Source organism: Halomonas sp. EF61 (assembly GCF_040147045.1).
Taxonomy (GTDB): domain Bacteria; phylum Pseudomonadota; class Gammaproteobacteria; order Pseudomonadales; family Halomonadaceae; genus Halomonas; species Halomonas litopenaei.
Map to the genome: position 1 here is coordinate 148,945 of NZ_JAMSHM010000004.1, position 14,578 is coordinate 163,522.

Genomic DNA, 14,578 nt, shown 5'->3' on the forward strand with positions numbered 1-14,578 from the left:
TGGGCTAATCTGCAAGAATTCAAACAGGCGTTTTATTACAACCACACTTCCTCTCATCGCTCTCCAAGGAGAACCGCCCATGCTCAGCCTGCTCCTGCTCATCTTTGCGGTCGTTGGCCTGATCGCCATCGCCCGCCGCGAGGCCGGGGCCGCGCCTGCCGCCGCCCTGCCCGCCATTCTCGGGGTCGCGGGCCTGGTCCTCGACGCCGAATTCGTCGGCGTACTGCTGCTGATCACCGCCGCCGTCATCGCCGTCTGCGGCCTGCCGGCGCTGCGCCAAGGTTGGCTGTCGCCGCGTCTGTTCGCCATGTTCAAGAAGGTCGCCCCCCGCGTATCGGATACCGAGCGTACTGCGCTTGAGGCCGGCAGCGTGGCCTGGGACGGTGAGCTGTTCTCCGGCCGTCCTGACTGGCAGCGCCTGCTCGACTTCAAGGATGACGGCCTCAGCGACGAGGAACGCGCCTTCATCGACCATCAGTGCACCGTGGCCGCCGGCATGTGCAACGCCTGGGACATCGCCCGCGAGCGCGCTGACCTGCCGCCGGAGCTGTGGGACTACCTGAAGAAGGAACGCTTCTTCGGCATGATCATTCCCAAGGAGTACAGCGGTCTCGGCTTCTCGGCCAAGGCCCAGTCGGCGGTGCTGCAGAAGCTCGCGGTCAACGAGACCCTGATGTCCACCGTGGGTGTCCCCAACTCACTGGGTCCGGGTGAGCTGCTGCTCAAGTACGGCACCCAGGAGCAGAAGGACCACTATTTGCCGCGCCTGGCCGACGGCCGCGAGATCCCCTGCTTCGGCCTGACCGGCCCCCGCGCCGGCTCCGACGCCACTTCGCTGCCGGACGTCGGCATCGTGTGCAAGCAGGAAGTCGACGGCAAGGAAGTGCTGGGCCTGCGCCTGACCTTCAACAAGCGCTGGATCACCCTGGCGCCCATCGCCACCGTGGTTGGCCTGGCCTTCCGCATGTTCGACCCGGACCACCTGCTGGGCGACACCGAGGACCTCGGCATCACCTGCGCGCTGGTACCGCGTGACACCGACGGCATGGAGATCGGCCGCCGCCACCACCCCATCGGCAGCCCCTTCATGAACGGTCCGATTCGTGGCAAGGACGTGTTCGTGCCGCTGGACACCATCATCGGTGGCCCCGAGATGGCCGGCGAAGGCTGGCGCATGCTGATCGAGTGCCTGTCGGTCGGCCGCTGCATCACCCTGCCCTCCGGCGCTACCGGCACCGGCCGCTACGCCATCGGCTGGGCCGGCGGCTTCGCCCGCATCCGTCGCCAGTTCAATGTGCCGGTGGCCGAGATGGAGGGCATTCAGGAGCCGCTGGCACGTCTTACCGCCAAGGCCTATATCGCCCAGGCGGCGGTCTACCAGACCGCCAACACCATCGACCACGGCCAGGCGCCGGCGGTGCCCTCGACCATCCTCAAGAGCCAGCTGACCGAGTTCCAGCGTGACATCCTGGCCGACGCCATGGACATCCACGGCGGCAAGGCGGTGACTCTGGGCCCGCGCAACTACCTGGGCATCGGCTACAGCGCCAACCCGGTGGCGATCACCGTGGAAGGCGCCAATATCATGACCCGCAACCTGATGGTGTTCGGTCAGGGCGCGATCCGCTGCCATCCCTACGTGCTGGAGGAACTGGCGGCCAAGGATGCCGATGACGCCAAGGCCTTCGACCGGGCGTTCTTCCGCCATGCCGGGCTGATCTTCGGCAACGCCGCCCGCGCCCTCACCATGGGCCTGGGCATCGGCAAGCCGTCCTGCCCCTTCGACGAGGTCGCCCGCCCCTACGCCCAGGACGTGGCCCGTCTGTCCGCCGGCTTCAGCCTGTGCGCCGACGCCGCCATGGCGAGCCTGGGCGCCGAACTCAAGCAGCGCGAGATGCTCTCGGCGCGTCTGGGTGACGTGCTCTCCAACCTCTATCTGGTGAGCATGGTGATCAAGCAGTGGCACGAGGGTGACAAGGTCGAGGGCGAGGCGGAACTGATGCACTACGCCTGCCGCTTCCTGCTCAACCGCGCCGAGACAGCCTTCGTCGAGGTCTTCGACAACTTGCCCAACCGGGCGCTGGGCAAGACCCTGAAGGTGCTGGTGATGCCGCTGGGCCGCCGCTGGGCACGCCCCCACGACGACCTGGCCCGGTCCATCGCCCGTGCGGTGTCCACCGACAGCGCCCTGCGCAAGAAGCTCTTGGTCGGCGCCTGGGACAGCAACGACCAGGTCCAGGACAACCCGGTGGCGCGCTACAACGCCCTGCTGGAAACCCAGGACCGCGCCGAGGTGCTCTATCGCCAGATCAACAAGGCGTACTCCAAGGGCAAGCTGCCGGTGCAGGCGCTGCACCCGGAAGAACGCCTGGAAGCCGCGCTCGAGGAGGGTCTGATCAGCGAGGAGGATGCCGACTTCATGCGCAAGCGCGAGGCCGAGGTGCTCGACATGCTGAGCGTGGACGACTTCGCCTTCGACGCCTTCGTCACCGACAAGGAAAAGATGAACCACCACAACGTCACCGCGTAACGCCGACGTTGCTCGCACCACCACGACGCCCGGGCCCAGCCCGGGCGTTTTTATTGGCCGTTATTGCAGCGGCCAGACCAGCATGATCAGCGGGATGGCGACCACCATCACCACCAGGGTCAGCGGCAGGCCAAGGCGCCAATAGTCGCTGAAGTGATAGCCCGCGGGGCCCATCACCAGGGTGTTGGACTGGTGGCCGATGGGCGTCAGAAAGGCGCAGGAAGCGCTGATCGCCACCACCATCAGGAAGGGGTCCAGCGACAGCTCGAAACCGCTGGCGAGACTCGCCGCGATGGGCGCCATCAACAGCGCCGCCGCCGCATTGTTGATGACGTTGGACAGCAAGGTGCTGACCATGAAGAGCCCCGCCAACACCAGGATGGGCGGCCACTGGCTGCCAAGCCCGAGCATGGCATCGGCGATCAGACCTGCCCCGCCGCTGGACTCCAGCGACTGCCCCACCGGAATCATCGCCCCCAGCAACACCACCACCGGGCCGTCGATGGCACGGTAGCCTTCACGCAGCGGCAGCACCCCCACCAGCAGGGTGACCAGCGCGGCCAGCGACAGGGCCACCGCCGCCGGCAGCAGATCGAACAGCATGGCCGTGATGGCGACGGCAAAGATGCCCACCGACAGCGCAAGCTGGCGCGGCTGGCCGAGGGTCAGGCGCCGGTCTGCCAGCGGCAGGCAGCCAAGCACCGTCAGGCTCTCCCCCAGCCCTTCGGGATCGCCCTGCAGCAGCAGCACGTCGCCGGGCCGAAAACGAATATCGCGCAGACGCTGCTTGAGGCGCCCACCGTCACGGGCCACCGCCACCAGGTGCAGGCCGTACTGATGGTGCAGGCGCAGCTCGGCGGCGGTGCGGCCGCTGATGGCGGCGTCGTTGCGCACCACCGCCTCGATCAGGTGCAGGTCCTCGGGGGCCTTGTCGTCCTGGCGCTCGTCACCGTCCTCGGTGCCCCGCGCCGCCTCACGGGTCTCGTCCAGGGTGATGCGGCGCTCTCGCGCCTGCTCGTCCTCGTCGACCAGTTGGCGGGTACGCTGGGCCAGCGAAGCGGACCCGGCATTGCCGTCTGCGTTCAACGGCTGGGCCGACGTCGACGTGGCCGCTGCGTTGTCCGAGGACCGCACCTGATCATCGCTGCCGGTCTGCTCGGTGTTGGCTGGCTCGGTGTCGGTCGGCTCGGCGTCGCTCTGCTCGGCATCAGAATCCGGCGCCTCCTCGGGTGCCAGACCGACCCGCAGTCCGGCCCGATCCTCCAGCGCCTTGAGCTCTTCGGGACCGGCCTCCAGCAGCAGGATGTCGCCCTCCTTGAGCACCCCATAGAAAGAGTGACCGGCGTAGCGATGACCGCCCCGCACCAGCGCCAGCACGGGCACGTTGTCGTCGAGCTTGCGCCTCAGCTTGTGCAGCGACCAGCCCAGGGCCTGGGCATCGGCGTCGACCCGCACCTCCACCAGATAGTGGGCGGTATCGAACATGGCGTCGCGGCTGGCCTGGCCGGTGCGCCTTGGCACTAGGCGCCAGCCCAGCAGCACGATAAAGGCAACCCCGGCGACTGCCACGGCGCCGCCTACCGGGAAGAAGTCGAACATGCTGAAGCGCTCGCCGGCGACGCTGGCGCGGTAGCTCGAGATGATGATGTTGGGCGGGGTCCCGATCAGGGTGGTGAGGCCACCCAGCAGCGAGCCGAAGGCCAGCGGCATCAGCAGGATCGACGGCGAGGTATCGTGTTCGCGCGACATCCGCAGGGCCACCGGCAGCAGCAACGCCAGCGCCCCCACGTTGTTCATGAAGCCCGACAGCACGGTGACAAGGCCGGTTAGCGCCAATAGCTGATACAGGAGCCTGTCGCCGACCTTGAGCACCTGGGCGGCGATCACGTCTACCACCCCGGCCCGCTCGAAGCCACGGGAAAGCACCAGCACCGCCACCACGGTAATCACCGCCGGATGGCCAAAACCGGAAAAGGCCTGGTCGGCCGGCACCAGCCCCAGCACCACCGAGGCCAGCAAGGAGGCCAGCGCCACCAGATCGAAACGAAACCGCCCCCAGACGAACGCCGCCAGCGTCAGCCCGAGCACGATAAATACCAGAAGACTGTCGTCCATGCCGGCCCCTCCCTGGGCGGCGCCCTGACGGGCGATTGCAGAGTGCTGGAGGTCGCGAAAGCGTCACCGAGAAAGCGCCAGGGTACCGCTGATTCAGCGTAGCCTAAAACACCTTGTCGGCGCGCCCAGGAGGGTTCGTCAAAGGGAGGGTTCGACGAAGGGCAGCGGTTCATCGCCTCGGCGAACCTCGAACACGTTCAGCGTCATCGCCACAAGGGCGTAGTAGCCAAGCACCCCGACCAGTTCCACCACGGCCTCCTCGCCGAAGGCCTCCACAGCCCTGTCGTAGGTGGCCTGATCGACGCGCCGGTGCTGATACAGCACGCTGGCCAGGCGATGGACGATGACTTCATCGCTGCGCTCGAAGGTCGGTTGGCGGCCTTCTCGCAAGGCCTCGACCACCGACTCGGACAGGCCGGCCTTGAGGGCGATGGGGGCGTGGATCTGCCACTCTGCCTGGGACTTCCACCAGGCCGCGGTGGTCAGGATGGCAAGCTCGGTGAGGCGCAGCGGAAGCGAGGTATGGTAGCGACAGAAGGCGCCCAGGCGCTGGGCATGGTCGGCAAGCTGCGGGCTGTGCACCCAGGCCAGGAAGGGACCATCGAGGTTGCCGCGGGGGCCGCTGAGGATATCGTCGAGCACCCGGCGCTGCTCCGCGCTCATGGTGGCGTCGTCAAGCTCGGGCAAGCGGGAACGAAGGGTCATGCTGTCATCCTGTACGTGGGAAAAAAGGTCGCAAGCCCGCCCCTTGGCGGGCCTGGTGTGTCAGTGGTGTTGTGCGGGCCGAAGCGCCAGGCACGGACTCAATGGCCCACCTGGCCAAGCGCCTGCTGCAAGGCGGCGTCGAGCTTGTCGACGATCTCGTCGAGATGATATTCCTCGACGATATAGGGCGGCGCCAGCAGCACATGGTCTCCACGGCGTCCGTCCAGGGTACCGCCGGCGGGATAACACATCAGCCCCTGGTCCATGGCGGCGGCCTTGACCGCGGCGTTGAGGCGCTGGTCGGGATCGAAGGGCTCCTTGCTGGCCCGGTCCGCCACCAGCTCGAGTCCCAGAAACAGCCCGCGTCCGCGAATATCGCCGACGTGCGGGTGGTCGCCGAAGCGCTGCTCGAGGCGAGCACGCAGCGCCTCGCCCCCGGCCCGCACCTGCTCAAGCAGGCCGCGTTTCTCTACCGCGCGCTGCACCGCCAGCGCCGCGGCGCAGGCGGTGGCGTGGCCGATATAGGTGTGGCCATGCTGGAAGAAGCCGGTGCCCTCGGCGATGGTGTCGCGGATACGCGCACTGGCCAGGGTGGCGCCGATGGGCTGGTAGCCCCCGCCCAGGCCCTTGGCCACGGTCAGAAGGTCGGGGCTGACGCCTTCCTGCTCGCAGGCAAACAGGCTACCGGTGCGCCCCATGCCGCACATCACTTCATCGAGAATCAGCAGGATGCCGTGACGATCACAGATCTCGCGCACCCGCCGAAAGTATCCGGGCACCGCCGGCACCGCGCCAAGGGTCGCCCCCACCACCGGCTCGGCGACAAAGGCCATGACCCGGCGTGATCCCAGCCGCTCGATGGTGTCCTCGAGTTCCACCGCGAGTCGCTCGCCGTAGGCTTCGGCGCTCTCGTCGGCGCGCTGGCCGCGATAGGCGTAACAGGGGCTGACGTGGGTGGTGTCGGCCAACAGCGGTTCGAAGGGACGCCGACGCCAGGCGTTTCCGCCGGTGGCCAGCGCCCCAAGAGTATTGCCGTGGTAGCTCTGGCGCCGGGCGATGACCTGGGTGCGCTCTGGCTGGCCGATCTCGAGAAAGTACTGGCGCGCCATCTTCAGCGCCGCTTCCACCGCTTCGGAACCACCGGAGACGAAGTAGACGCTGCCGATGCCCTGGGGCGCGCGATCGACCAGGAAGTCGGCCAGCGCCTCCATCGGCTCCGAGGTAAAGAAGCTTGAATGGGCGTAGGCCATACGCTTGACCTGTTCGCTGATCGCGGCCTGCACCTCGGGATCGCTATGCCCCAGGCAGGACACCGCCGCGCCGCCACACGCATCGAGGTAGCGCTTGCCTGCGGCATCGATCAGATAGGGCCCATCGCCTGCCACCGCGGTGGGATAGGACGCCTTGAGGTGGCGGTGAAAGACGCGGCTCATGGAACCTCCAGCAGGTAGATACGACATCGCACAAATGCAAATATTAAATGCGTTCTATTTTTACACAATGCATATTTGCAAATTGTGTCTACGCCTCACCGGACAGACGCCCGCCAAGCTGGCACACTGGCCCGCTCGTCATTCAAGGAGACGCCATGCCCTCTCGCGACTCGAAGCCCTCCACCAAGCCACCGACCGAGCGGAGCATTCGGCCCCGCCCTGTTCGCCTCGGCGAATCGAGCACCCTCGGCGACCTGAAGGAGCTGGCAGCGCAGATCCAGGCCGGTGACGGCGAGGTTCGCCTGGGCAAACGATCGTTGCGGGTGCTGATGGCGCTGCTGGAGTCGCCGCAGGCGAGTGCGGTGGCCTCGATCAGCGAGCTGGCCGGGCGGCTCGAGGTGAACCCCTCGACCTTGACCCGGCTGGCCCAGCGCCTGGGCTTCGACGGCTTCGGCGAATTGCAGGCGGTGTTTCGGCGGGATCTGGCCGATGGCGGCGAGCACTTCTACAGCGACCTGGCCTCGAGGCTTTCGACCGATCGCGACCAGGGCCAGGGGGTCGCCCGGCTGGCCCGGCTCGGACGCCAGGAGAGCGCCAACTTCGCTGGCCTGCTCGAGCGACTCGACGCCGATGACTACGACCGGGTGGTCGAGCTGCTGGCCCTCGCCCGTCGGGTCAGGGTCCACGGGCAACGCCAGTTTGCGTCGCTGGCGCAGTTCATGGCCTATGGGCTTGGCATGCTGCGTGCCGATACCGGGGAGCTGGATGCGGGACACCAGGGGGTGGCCGACGCCCTGGCGCAACTGGATGAAGGGGACCTGCTGGTGGTGATCAGCTGCTTTCCCTACACCACCAGCGTGCTGGAAACCGCTCGGGTGGCGGCGCGGGCGGGGATTCGGGTGGTCGCCCTGACCGACAGCGAGTCGTCTCCGCTTGCCCGGGTCGCCGAATACCGTTTCCTGGTGCCTACCGACAGCCTGTTCTTCTCCAACGCCATGGGCGCCTTCTTCCTGCTGACCCAGGGCCTGCTGACCGAGGTGGCCGATCGCCTGGGCGACGAGGGACTGGCCGCCCTCAAGCGGCGCGAGAGGATGATTCGCGAGCTGGGGGCGTCGCTGTAGCGCCAAGGCAGAACAGACGGCGACCAGGGCCGCCGGTACGCAAGCCACTCCGCCGTCAGGCCGACGCCTCCCTGAAATGCAAGCGGGCCCGCCAACTTGGCGGGCCCGCTCTGTCCGGAGGACAGGTTCGATCAGGAAGACAGGGATCGGCGATCGATCGCTCAGGGCAGCAGCACGGTAGACCCGGTGGTCTTGCGTGACGCCAGGGCGTCCTGCGCCTTGCCGGCCTCCGCCAGGGCGAAGCGCTGGGCCACGTCGATCTTCACCTTGCCGCTCTCGATCATGTCGAACAGCTCGTCGGCCATGTCCTGCAGCCGCTCCGGGCTGTCGGCGTAACCGTTGAGGCTCGGCCGAGTGACGTAGAGCGCGCCCTTCTGGTTGAGGATGCCGATGTTGACCCCCTCGACCGGTCCAGAGGCGTTGCCGAAGCTGACCATCAGGCCGCGCGGCTTCAGGCAGTCCAGCGAGGTCTCCCAGGTGTCCTTGCCGACGCTGTCGTAGACCACGTCGACCATCTCGCCGCCGGTCAGCTCGCGCACCCTTTCGACCACGTCTTCCTTGGTGTAGTCGATGGTCGCCCAGGCGCCGTTGCGCTTGGCAAGCTCTGCCTTCTCGACAGAGCTGACCGTGCCGATCAGCTTGACGCCCAGGGCCTTGGCCCACTGACAGGCAATCGACCCCACCCCACCGGCAGCGGCGTGGAACAGGATGGTCTCGCCACCCTGCAGCGGGTAGGTCTGACGCAGCAGGTACTGCACCGTCAGCCCCTTGAGCATGGCCCCCGCTGCGGTCTCGCAACTGATCCCCTCGGGCAGCGCCACCACCTTGTCCGCCGGCAGGGTGTGCAGTTCGGCGTAGGCACCCAGGGGCCCCTGAGCGTAGGCCACGCGGTCGCCTACCTGCAGATGCTCGACCCCCTCGCCCACGGCGTCGACCACGCCAGCGCCTTCGGTTCCCAGGCCCGACGGCAGGGACGGCGCCGGATACAGACCGGTGCGGAAGTAGATATCGATGAAGTTGAGGCCCACCGCCTCATTGGCGACGCGTACCTCGCCGGGGCCCGGCTCGGCCGCCGGTGTATCGACGAGTTCCAGCACCTCGGAATCGCCGGTGCGTGCGAATTGAATCCGCTTGGCCATGAAAGGCTTCCTTACGCTGCTAACGGGTATGTACGCCCAGTCAAGCGCTCTGCTCGACCTCGGTCAAGTCCAAACTGGATTTGCCGTCGGCACAGCCGTGGCCACGGGATCACTGTCGGCGCTTGACAGCTCCATTGATGTCTACGAGACTCATAAACTGTATACAGTTCACATATAAACATGGATACATCTTGTGTGGTGCACCGCGCTTCCCCTTGCTGAACGCCGTGAACGGTCGTGGCAAACCCTGCACCCACCCTATCCAGCAACGAAAAGGACGCTGTCATGAAACATGCCCTGCTTTCCTCCGCCTCCATCCTCGCGATCACCGCCGTGCCGCTGTTCTCTGCCGTGGCGATGGCGGATGACGGCGCCGCGGACAACGTCGCCGAAGAGTGCCGGCTGACCATCGATTCCACTGACCAGATGCAGTACGACAAGAGCGAGCTGAGCGTACCCGCCAACTGCGAGACCGTCAGTCTGACGTTGACCCACTCGGGCTCCATGGCGAAGAACGTGATGGGACACAACTGGGTGCTGGCCCCTACCGACGCCTATCAGGAGATTGCCTCCGCCGGCATGCAGGCGGGACTCGACAGCAACTACCTGCCGGAGGATGACCGCATCCTGGCCGCTACCGATATCATCGGCGGCGGCGAATCCACCAGCATCACCTTCGACACCGAAGGGCTCGCCGACCAGGATCTGACCTTCTTCTGCTCCTTCCCCGGCCACTCCTCGATGATGAAGGGATCGTTCAGCCTCACCAGCGAAGGCTAGACCACTGCACGGATCGACGGGCATCGATCCCTGACGGCGTGACCCGGGCCACCTCCGTTCTTGCTGCCCGCGAGCGGATCAACAACCACCTCGGCCCGGCAAGCGCCGACCCTTTGCCCAACGACGAAGCCCCGGCCCTCGCCTCCAAAAAGAGGCAGGGGCCGGGGCTTCGTTGTTGCTACCACTTCTACTAGTTCATAGCGTCCGCGGGAAGGACTCAACAGGTGCCCTTCCGTCGCTGATCACAACGTCCGCGGGAAGGACTCCAGGCCTCTGACGAAGCGGTTCTTGTAATCTTCGAACAACGCCTTGTCCTGCTTGAAGTTGGCCACCACGGAGGCTTCGTCCACGGTCAGGGTACGCGGCAGATTGTCGAGGCTGGTGGCCGTATGCTTTGGCCCCAGACCGATCTGCAGCTCGCCCGGGCCCTTGATCCAGCGCTGGATACCGGCGGCGCTAAACTCGGCCTTCTGGGCATCGCTGACCACGTCCACCCGCAGCGGCGCCCGCAGCGCCAGTTCGGCCACCAGACGAAGGGCGGGATTCAGCTTGCCCTTGCCGGCCGGCTTTTGTGCCTCGCCCTGGCTCTCGCTTTCCGCGCCGGTCTTGTTACCGCCGTCGACCGCACTTTCGGCGTCAGGATCCAGCGACGTCAACTGGGCCACATTCATGCTGGTACCGGCTTCGTCGCTGACCAGCAGGGCCAGCGCGATGGGACGGGACTGATCGTCCACCAGAGCGAGAAGCCGGGCGGCTTCCTGCTTGAACAGCACCCCGATGACGCCGGCGAAGGTAACCAGGGGGGCGATACCCGCCTGATGACCGTAGGCTTCCGCACACAGGCGTGCCAGGCAGGCTTCCCGCTGCTGGGGCTCGTTGATTTTGACGACCTTCATCACTGACCTCTAATTGCTGGCGCCGACCGGCGCTGACCCACTTGTCGAAACCGGCGAGACTAGCATATTCCAGGCAGCGACACCGCCCTCGGCGTACCGCTGCGACAGACGGGGTGTTCATGTCGTCGCCGTTCGGTCATCTTTGTGGCCCAACATGGAGGCGTGCAGCCTCTGGCTAGCAGGACGGTCATGTCCGATGATGACGAAAGCCGGTGCCATGTTGTGACGCCAAGCCAAGGAGAGCCCATGACGACATCTCGCACGCCCCTTATCGACCTGCCCCGCCTGATGGCGCATCGCGGCCTGTCGGCCCACGCACCGGAAAATACCCTGAGCGCCGTCCAGCTTGCCTGGGAAGCCGGTATCACCTGGGTCGAGCTCGATGTGCAATTGCTGGGTGATGGCACCCCGGTGATCTGGCACGACCCCGGCATGCGGCGCTGCTCCAACGGGAGCGGCAAGTTGAGCAAGCTGCGTCTGGAACAGGCCAGGGAATACGACGTCGGCGCCTGGTACGCCGAGCGCTTTCGCGGTGAGCGCATGGCGACACTCGACGACATGCTCAATCTGATCGATCGACGCGGTATGGCGGTCAACCTGGAACTCAAGGTGACGCGGGGACGCGACCCGGAAGCGTTGGCCGAATCGGTGATCCCGCGTCTGCTGGAAGCGCTGCCGTTCGAACGTCGACTGGTGTCTTCCTTCAGCCCGGCGGCCCTCGATCACGCGCGCAGCATCGCCACGCCCGACCAGCTCGCCCTTGGGGTGCTGGTCGACAAGATCGGCAAGAACTGGCGGCACGACATGGAAGCGGTGCAGGCCTACAGTCTGCACTGCGACTGGAAGAAGCTGAAGGAAGAGCGGGCTCGGGAGGTTACCCAGAGCGGCACACCGCTGCTGTGCTATACCGCCAATGATCCGGTGGCCTTCGCCAAGTACTGGAAATGGGGCGTGACCACCGTCATTTCCGATGACCCCGAACGCTTTGCCGACAAGACGTAACTTGCCAAGGCGTATCCTTGAAGCGGCTCTGACACTGGCATGGCCCTGTATTACAAGCGACCTGTCCTGAAAGCGACCTGTCCAAACCTAGCGCTTGCTTGGCAGGCCGGCGGCCACTCGCTAGAGTGGGCTTGATACGTTGCTGCCAGCGAGCCACTTCATGCCCCAGGTATCTGACCTTCAGGTGTCACTGCACGACACAGACCGGCAATCGCTGTTTGTTCGTCGATGGCGTCCCGAGCCTGATACCAAGGGCGCGCCCATCGTGTTGCTGCATGACTCGCTGGGCTGCGTTGAGCTGTGGCGCGACTTCCCCGAAGCCCTGTGCCAGACCACCGGCCGCGAAGTGATCGCCTACGATCGACTGGGCTTCGGCCAATCCACGCGCCACCCGGACCGACTGACCCACACCTTTATCGCCGACGAAGCGCACCAGGCCTTTGCCGCGCTTCATCGCGCGTTAAAGCTCGAGGGTTTCGTTGTTCTGGGCCATAGCGTCGGCGGCTGCATGGCTGCCGGTATCGCTGCCCACTACGACGATTGCCAGGCGCTGATTACCCTGGCGGCCCAGGCCTTTGTGGAAGAACGCACGCTTTCGGGCATACGCCAGGCCCGCGATACGTTCGCCCTGCCCGGCCAGATCGAGCGCCTGGAGAAGTACCATGGCGACAAGGCCCGCTGGGTACTCGACGCCTGGGTAGAGACCTGGCTGGCCCCCGACTTTCGGGGCTGGACGCTGGATGACACCCTCAGACGGGTCCGGTGTCCTGTACTGGCGCTGCACGGCGACCAGGACGAATACGGCTCGCCACAGCAGCCCGAACGCTACGCGCAACTACCTCAAGGGCCGTCACGGATGGTATTGCTGGAGGGGTGTGGCCATGTGCCCCATCGCGAGCAGCCTGACAGAGTCCTTGACTACATCACGAGCCTGCTGAGTGAGCAAATCAACGTAGATGATGGTGAAGAGCAAGGGACGCAATAGCGGATAGTACGCCTCATCGAACGGGCAATTGACAAAGACATTGCGCTCAAATGGCATACGCCGTCACTTCTTCGAGCGCAGAGACTTGGTTGCCTCAGATGCGCGCCGATAACTCTTGCGCTCCTGGATAGTGCCATCGAGCCCATGCACGTATAGCTCACCGTGCTCCTTCCTGGCCACGCGGCGCGCGTATTCCACGGCTTCAGCCTTGCTCTCGAAAACCTTGCCGGCACGAGACGTGCCGCTGGTCTTTACTGCCCATCCCTTGTCTCTGCTGACCACATGTTTGGATGTCACCTTCATGACCAAGCCCTCGACGCAGTTGCCATGGTGCCATCTGTACAGGGAAAGCAGTGGCACCCCCACAGTTTACGCCGGGCGCCGATATCGGACCATCTTCCTCAACTGATCAGGCGCAGAACCATCTCCATATCCAGATGCTGCTCGATGGTGTCGGCCAGGCGGTCGAGCTGTCGCTCGCGGTGGGCGTCGAGGTCTACCCGGCGGGTATCCTCGGGCGGAAGCCCGAGGCGGGCGAGCAATGCTTCGCAGGCGTCGGGGCCGTCGAACAGCCCGTGCAGATAGGTACCCATGATCTGGCCATCCTGGCTGACGGCACCCTCGTCTCGTCCTTCGAGACGCATCAATGGCCGTGAAAGCGCCTCGCCCCGGCTGACGCCCTGATGAATCTCGTAGCCGTGGATGCTGCAGCAGCCGTCGGCGGTGTCGATGCGCCCGCTGACCCGCGTCAGGCGCTTGTCGGGGCGCATGGTGGTGGACATGGCAAGCCACCCGAGCCCTTCGACGCCGCCGGGCTCGCCCTCGATGCCGTCAGGATCGTCGATCCATTCCCCCAGCATCTGAAAACCGCCGCAGACACCCAGCACCCGCCCGCCGTAACGCAGATGGCGCCGGATACGCTCATCCCACCCTTGACTGCGCAGCCAGGCCAGGTCCGCCCGGGTGTTCTTGCTGCCCGGCAACAGGATGACGTCGGCATCGGGCATCGGCTGGTCGGGGCCGACCAGGCTCAGGCTGACGCGAGGATGCAGGCGTAGCGGATCGAGGTCGGTGTGGTTGCTGATGCGCGGCAGAGCCGGCACCACCACCTTGAGCATGTCGCCCCCTGCGTGATCAAGCCGCTGCTCTAGCGACAGGCTGTCCTCGGCGTCGAGCCACAGCCCCTGCAGGTAGGGAAGCACGCCGAGCACCGGTCTTCCCTCGCGCTCGGCCAGCCACTCAAGCCCCGGTTCCAGCAGCCCGATATCGCCGCGAAAGCGGTTGATCACGAAGCCCTTGATCCGCGCGTTTTCGGACGCGCTGACCAGCGCCAGGGTACCGCATAGCTGGGCAAAGACGCCGCCTCTGTCGATATCTCCGACCAGCAGTACCGGGCAGTCCACCGCCTCGGCGAAGCCCATGTTGGCGATGTCTCCTTCGCGTAGATTGACCTCCGCAGGGCAGCCCGCCCCTTCGGCGATGATCACGTCGAAGCGCTCAGACAGCCGGCGATGGCAGTCCATCACCGTCTGTCGGGCGGTGGTCTTGTAGGCGTGGTAGTCCAACGCGGCCATGCTGCCGTGGACGCGACCGGCCAGGATGACCTGGGCGCCCTTGTCGCTTTCGGGCTTCAACAGCACAGGGTTCATGTCGCTGTGCGGCGCTACGCGGGCAGCCTGGGCCTGCAGCGCGGTGGAGCGACCGATCTCGCCGCCATCCACGGTGACGGCACTGTTCAGCGCCATGTTCTGGGGCTTGAACGGGGCCACGCTGAACCCACGCCGTGCCAGCATCCGGCACAGACCGGCGACCACCGTGGACTTGCCGGCATCAGAGGTGGTGCCCTGGATCATCAGCGTTGCCATGCTAGCG

General features: G+C 65.9%; 12 protein-coding genes. 5 read left to right on the plus strand and 7 right to left on the minus strand.

Features of this window, described 5'->3' with window-relative positions:
• Nucleotides 1–79: 79 nt before the first annotated feature.
• A complete protein-coding gene (locus tag NFI08_RS20245; protein ID WP_349591365.1) occupies nt 80–2,530 on the plus strand; it encodes an acyl-CoA dehydrogenase in 2,451 nt (816 codons plus the stop codon).
• 60 nt (nt 2,531–2,590) lie between these two features.
• On the opposite strand, the gene NFI08_RS20250 is transcribed toward NFI08_RS20245, so the two are convergent.
• The 3 genes from NFI08_RS20250 to NFI08_RS20260 form a co-directional block, all read right to left on the minus strand.
• Nucleotides 2,591–4,645 carry an SLC13 family permease gene (locus NFI08_RS20250; RefSeq protein ID WP_349591366.1) on the minus strand — a complete coding sequence of 685 codons (2,055 nt, stop codon included), beginning with the start codon at nt 4,643–4,645 and terminating at the stop codon, nt 2,591–2,593.
• A 138-nt stretch (nt 4,646–4,783) separates the two neighbouring features.
• A complete protein-coding gene (locus NFI08_RS20255) occupies nt 4,784–5,350 on the minus strand; it encodes a carboxymuconolactone decarboxylase family protein (protein WP_349591367.1) in 567 nt (188 codons plus the stop codon).
• 98 nt (nt 5,351–5,448) lie between these two features.
• Nucleotides 5,449–6,783 carry an aspartate aminotransferase family protein gene (locus NFI08_RS20260; protein ID WP_349591368.1) on the minus strand — a complete coding sequence of 445 codons (1,335 nt, stop codon included), beginning with the start codon at nt 6,781–6,783 and terminating at the stop codon, nt 5,449–5,451.
• Between the two features lie 155 nt (nt 6,784–6,938).
• Between NFI08_RS20260 and NFI08_RS20265 the strand changes: the two genes are divergently transcribed.
• Nucleotides 6,939–7,904 carry a MurR/RpiR family transcriptional regulator gene (locus NFI08_RS20265; RefSeq protein WP_349591369.1) on the plus strand — a complete coding sequence of 322 codons (966 nt, stop codon included), beginning with the start codon at nt 6,939–6,941 and terminating at the stop codon, nt 7,902–7,904.
• A gap of 161 nt (nt 7,905–8,065) precedes the next feature.
• Here the strand turns inward: NFI08_RS20265 and NFI08_RS20270 are convergent, their stop codons facing one another.
• Entirely contained in the window at nt 8,066–9,043 is a 978-nt protein-coding gene (locus NFI08_RS20270) for an NADPH:quinone reductase (RefSeq protein WP_213229605.1), read from the minus strand.
• A gap of 285 nt (nt 9,044–9,328) precedes the next feature.
• Here NFI08_RS20270 and azu point away from each other — a divergent pair, with 285 nt between their 5' ends.
• A complete protein-coding gene (gene azu / locus NFI08_RS20275; protein WP_213229603.1) occupies nt 9,329–9,823 on the plus strand; it encodes an azurin in 495 nt (164 codons plus the stop codon).
• 242 nt (nt 9,824–10,065) lie between these two features.
• Here azu and NFI08_RS20280 read toward each other — a convergent pair whose 3' ends face one another.
• Nucleotides 10,066–10,719 (minus strand): hypothetical protein, encoded by a 654-nt coding sequence (locus NFI08_RS20280; RefSeq protein WP_349591370.1) that lies wholly within the window; start codon nt 10,717–10,719, stop codon nt 10,066–10,068.
• A 246-nt stretch (nt 10,720–10,965) separates the two neighbouring features.
• Here NFI08_RS20280 and NFI08_RS20285 point away from each other — a divergent pair, with 246 nt between their 5' ends.
• A complete protein-coding gene (locus NFI08_RS20285; RefSeq protein WP_349591371.1) occupies nt 10,966–11,721 on the plus strand; it encodes a glycerophosphodiester phosphodiesterase family protein in 756 nt (251 codons plus the stop codon).
• A 160-nt stretch (nt 11,722–11,881) separates the two neighbouring features.
• Complete coding sequence (locus NFI08_RS20290) at nt 11,882–12,706, plus strand: alpha/beta fold hydrolase (RefSeq protein WP_349591372.1); 825 nt, start codon at nt 11,882–11,884, stop codon at nt 12,704–12,706.
• Between the two features lie 63 nt (nt 12,707–12,769).
• Here the strand turns inward: NFI08_RS20290 and NFI08_RS20295 are convergent, their stop codons facing one another.
• Entirely contained in the window at nt 12,770–13,009 is a 240-nt protein-coding gene (locus NFI08_RS20295; protein WP_108133021.1) for a DUF2188 domain-containing protein, read from the minus strand.
• 98 nt (nt 13,010–13,107) lie between these two features.
• Nucleotides 13,108–14,571, minus strand: coding sequence for a cobyric acid synthase (locus NFI08_RS20300; RefSeq protein WP_349591373.1), 1,464 nt, complete (start codon nt 14,569–14,571; stop codon nt 13,108–13,110).
• Nucleotides 14,572–14,578: the final 7 nt, after the last annotated feature.

What these genes read in the sequence shown, in the direction of transcription:
- NFI08_RS20270 (WP_213229605.1), bottom strand. Translation starts at nt 9,043, where the DNA reads ATGGCCAAGCGGATTCAATTCGCACGCACCGGCGATTCCGAGGTGCTG.
- NFI08_RS20260 (WP_349591368.1), bottom strand. Translation starts at nt 6,783, where the DNA reads ATGAGCCGCGTCTTTCACCGCCACCTCAAGGCGTCCTATCCCACCGCG.
- NFI08_RS20290 (WP_349591372.1), top strand. Translation starts at nt 11,882, where the DNA reads ATGCCCCAGGTATCTGACCTTCAGGTGTCACTGCACGACACAGACCGG.
- azu (WP_213229603.1), top strand. Translation starts at nt 9,329, where the DNA reads ATGAAACATGCCCTGCTTTCCTCCGCCTCCATCCTCGCGATCACCGCC.
- NFI08_RS20245 (WP_349591365.1), top strand. Translation starts at nt 80, where the DNA reads ATGCTCAGCCTGCTCCTGCTCATCTTTGCGGTCGTTGGCCTGATCGCC.
- NFI08_RS20295 (WP_108133021.1), bottom strand. Translation starts at nt 13,009, where the DNA reads ATGAAGGTGACATCCAAACATGTGGTCAGCAGAGACAAGGGATGGGCA.
- NFI08_RS20265 (WP_349591369.1), top strand. Translation starts at nt 6,939, where the DNA reads ATGCCCTCTCGCGACTCGAAGCCCTCCACCAAGCCACCGACCGAGCGG.
- NFI08_RS20285 (WP_349591371.1), top strand. Translation starts at nt 10,966, where the DNA reads ATGACGACATCTCGCACGCCCCTTATCGACCTGCCCCGCCTGATGGCG.
- NFI08_RS20250 (WP_349591366.1), bottom strand. Translation starts at nt 4,645, where the DNA reads ATGGACGACAGTCTTCTGGTATTTATCGTGCTCGGGCTGACGCTGGCG.
- NFI08_RS20300 (WP_349591373.1), bottom strand. Translation starts at nt 14,571, where the DNA reads ATGGCAACGCTGATGATCCAGGGCACCACCTCTGATGCCGGCAAGTCC.
- NFI08_RS20280 (WP_349591370.1), bottom strand. Translation starts at nt 10,719, where the DNA reads ATGAAGGTCGTCAAAATCAACGAGCCCCAGCAGCGGGAAGCCTGCCTG.
- NFI08_RS20255 (WP_349591367.1), bottom strand. Translation starts at nt 5,350, where the DNA reads ATGACCCTTCGTTCCCGCTTGCCCGAGCTTGACGACGCCACCATGAGC.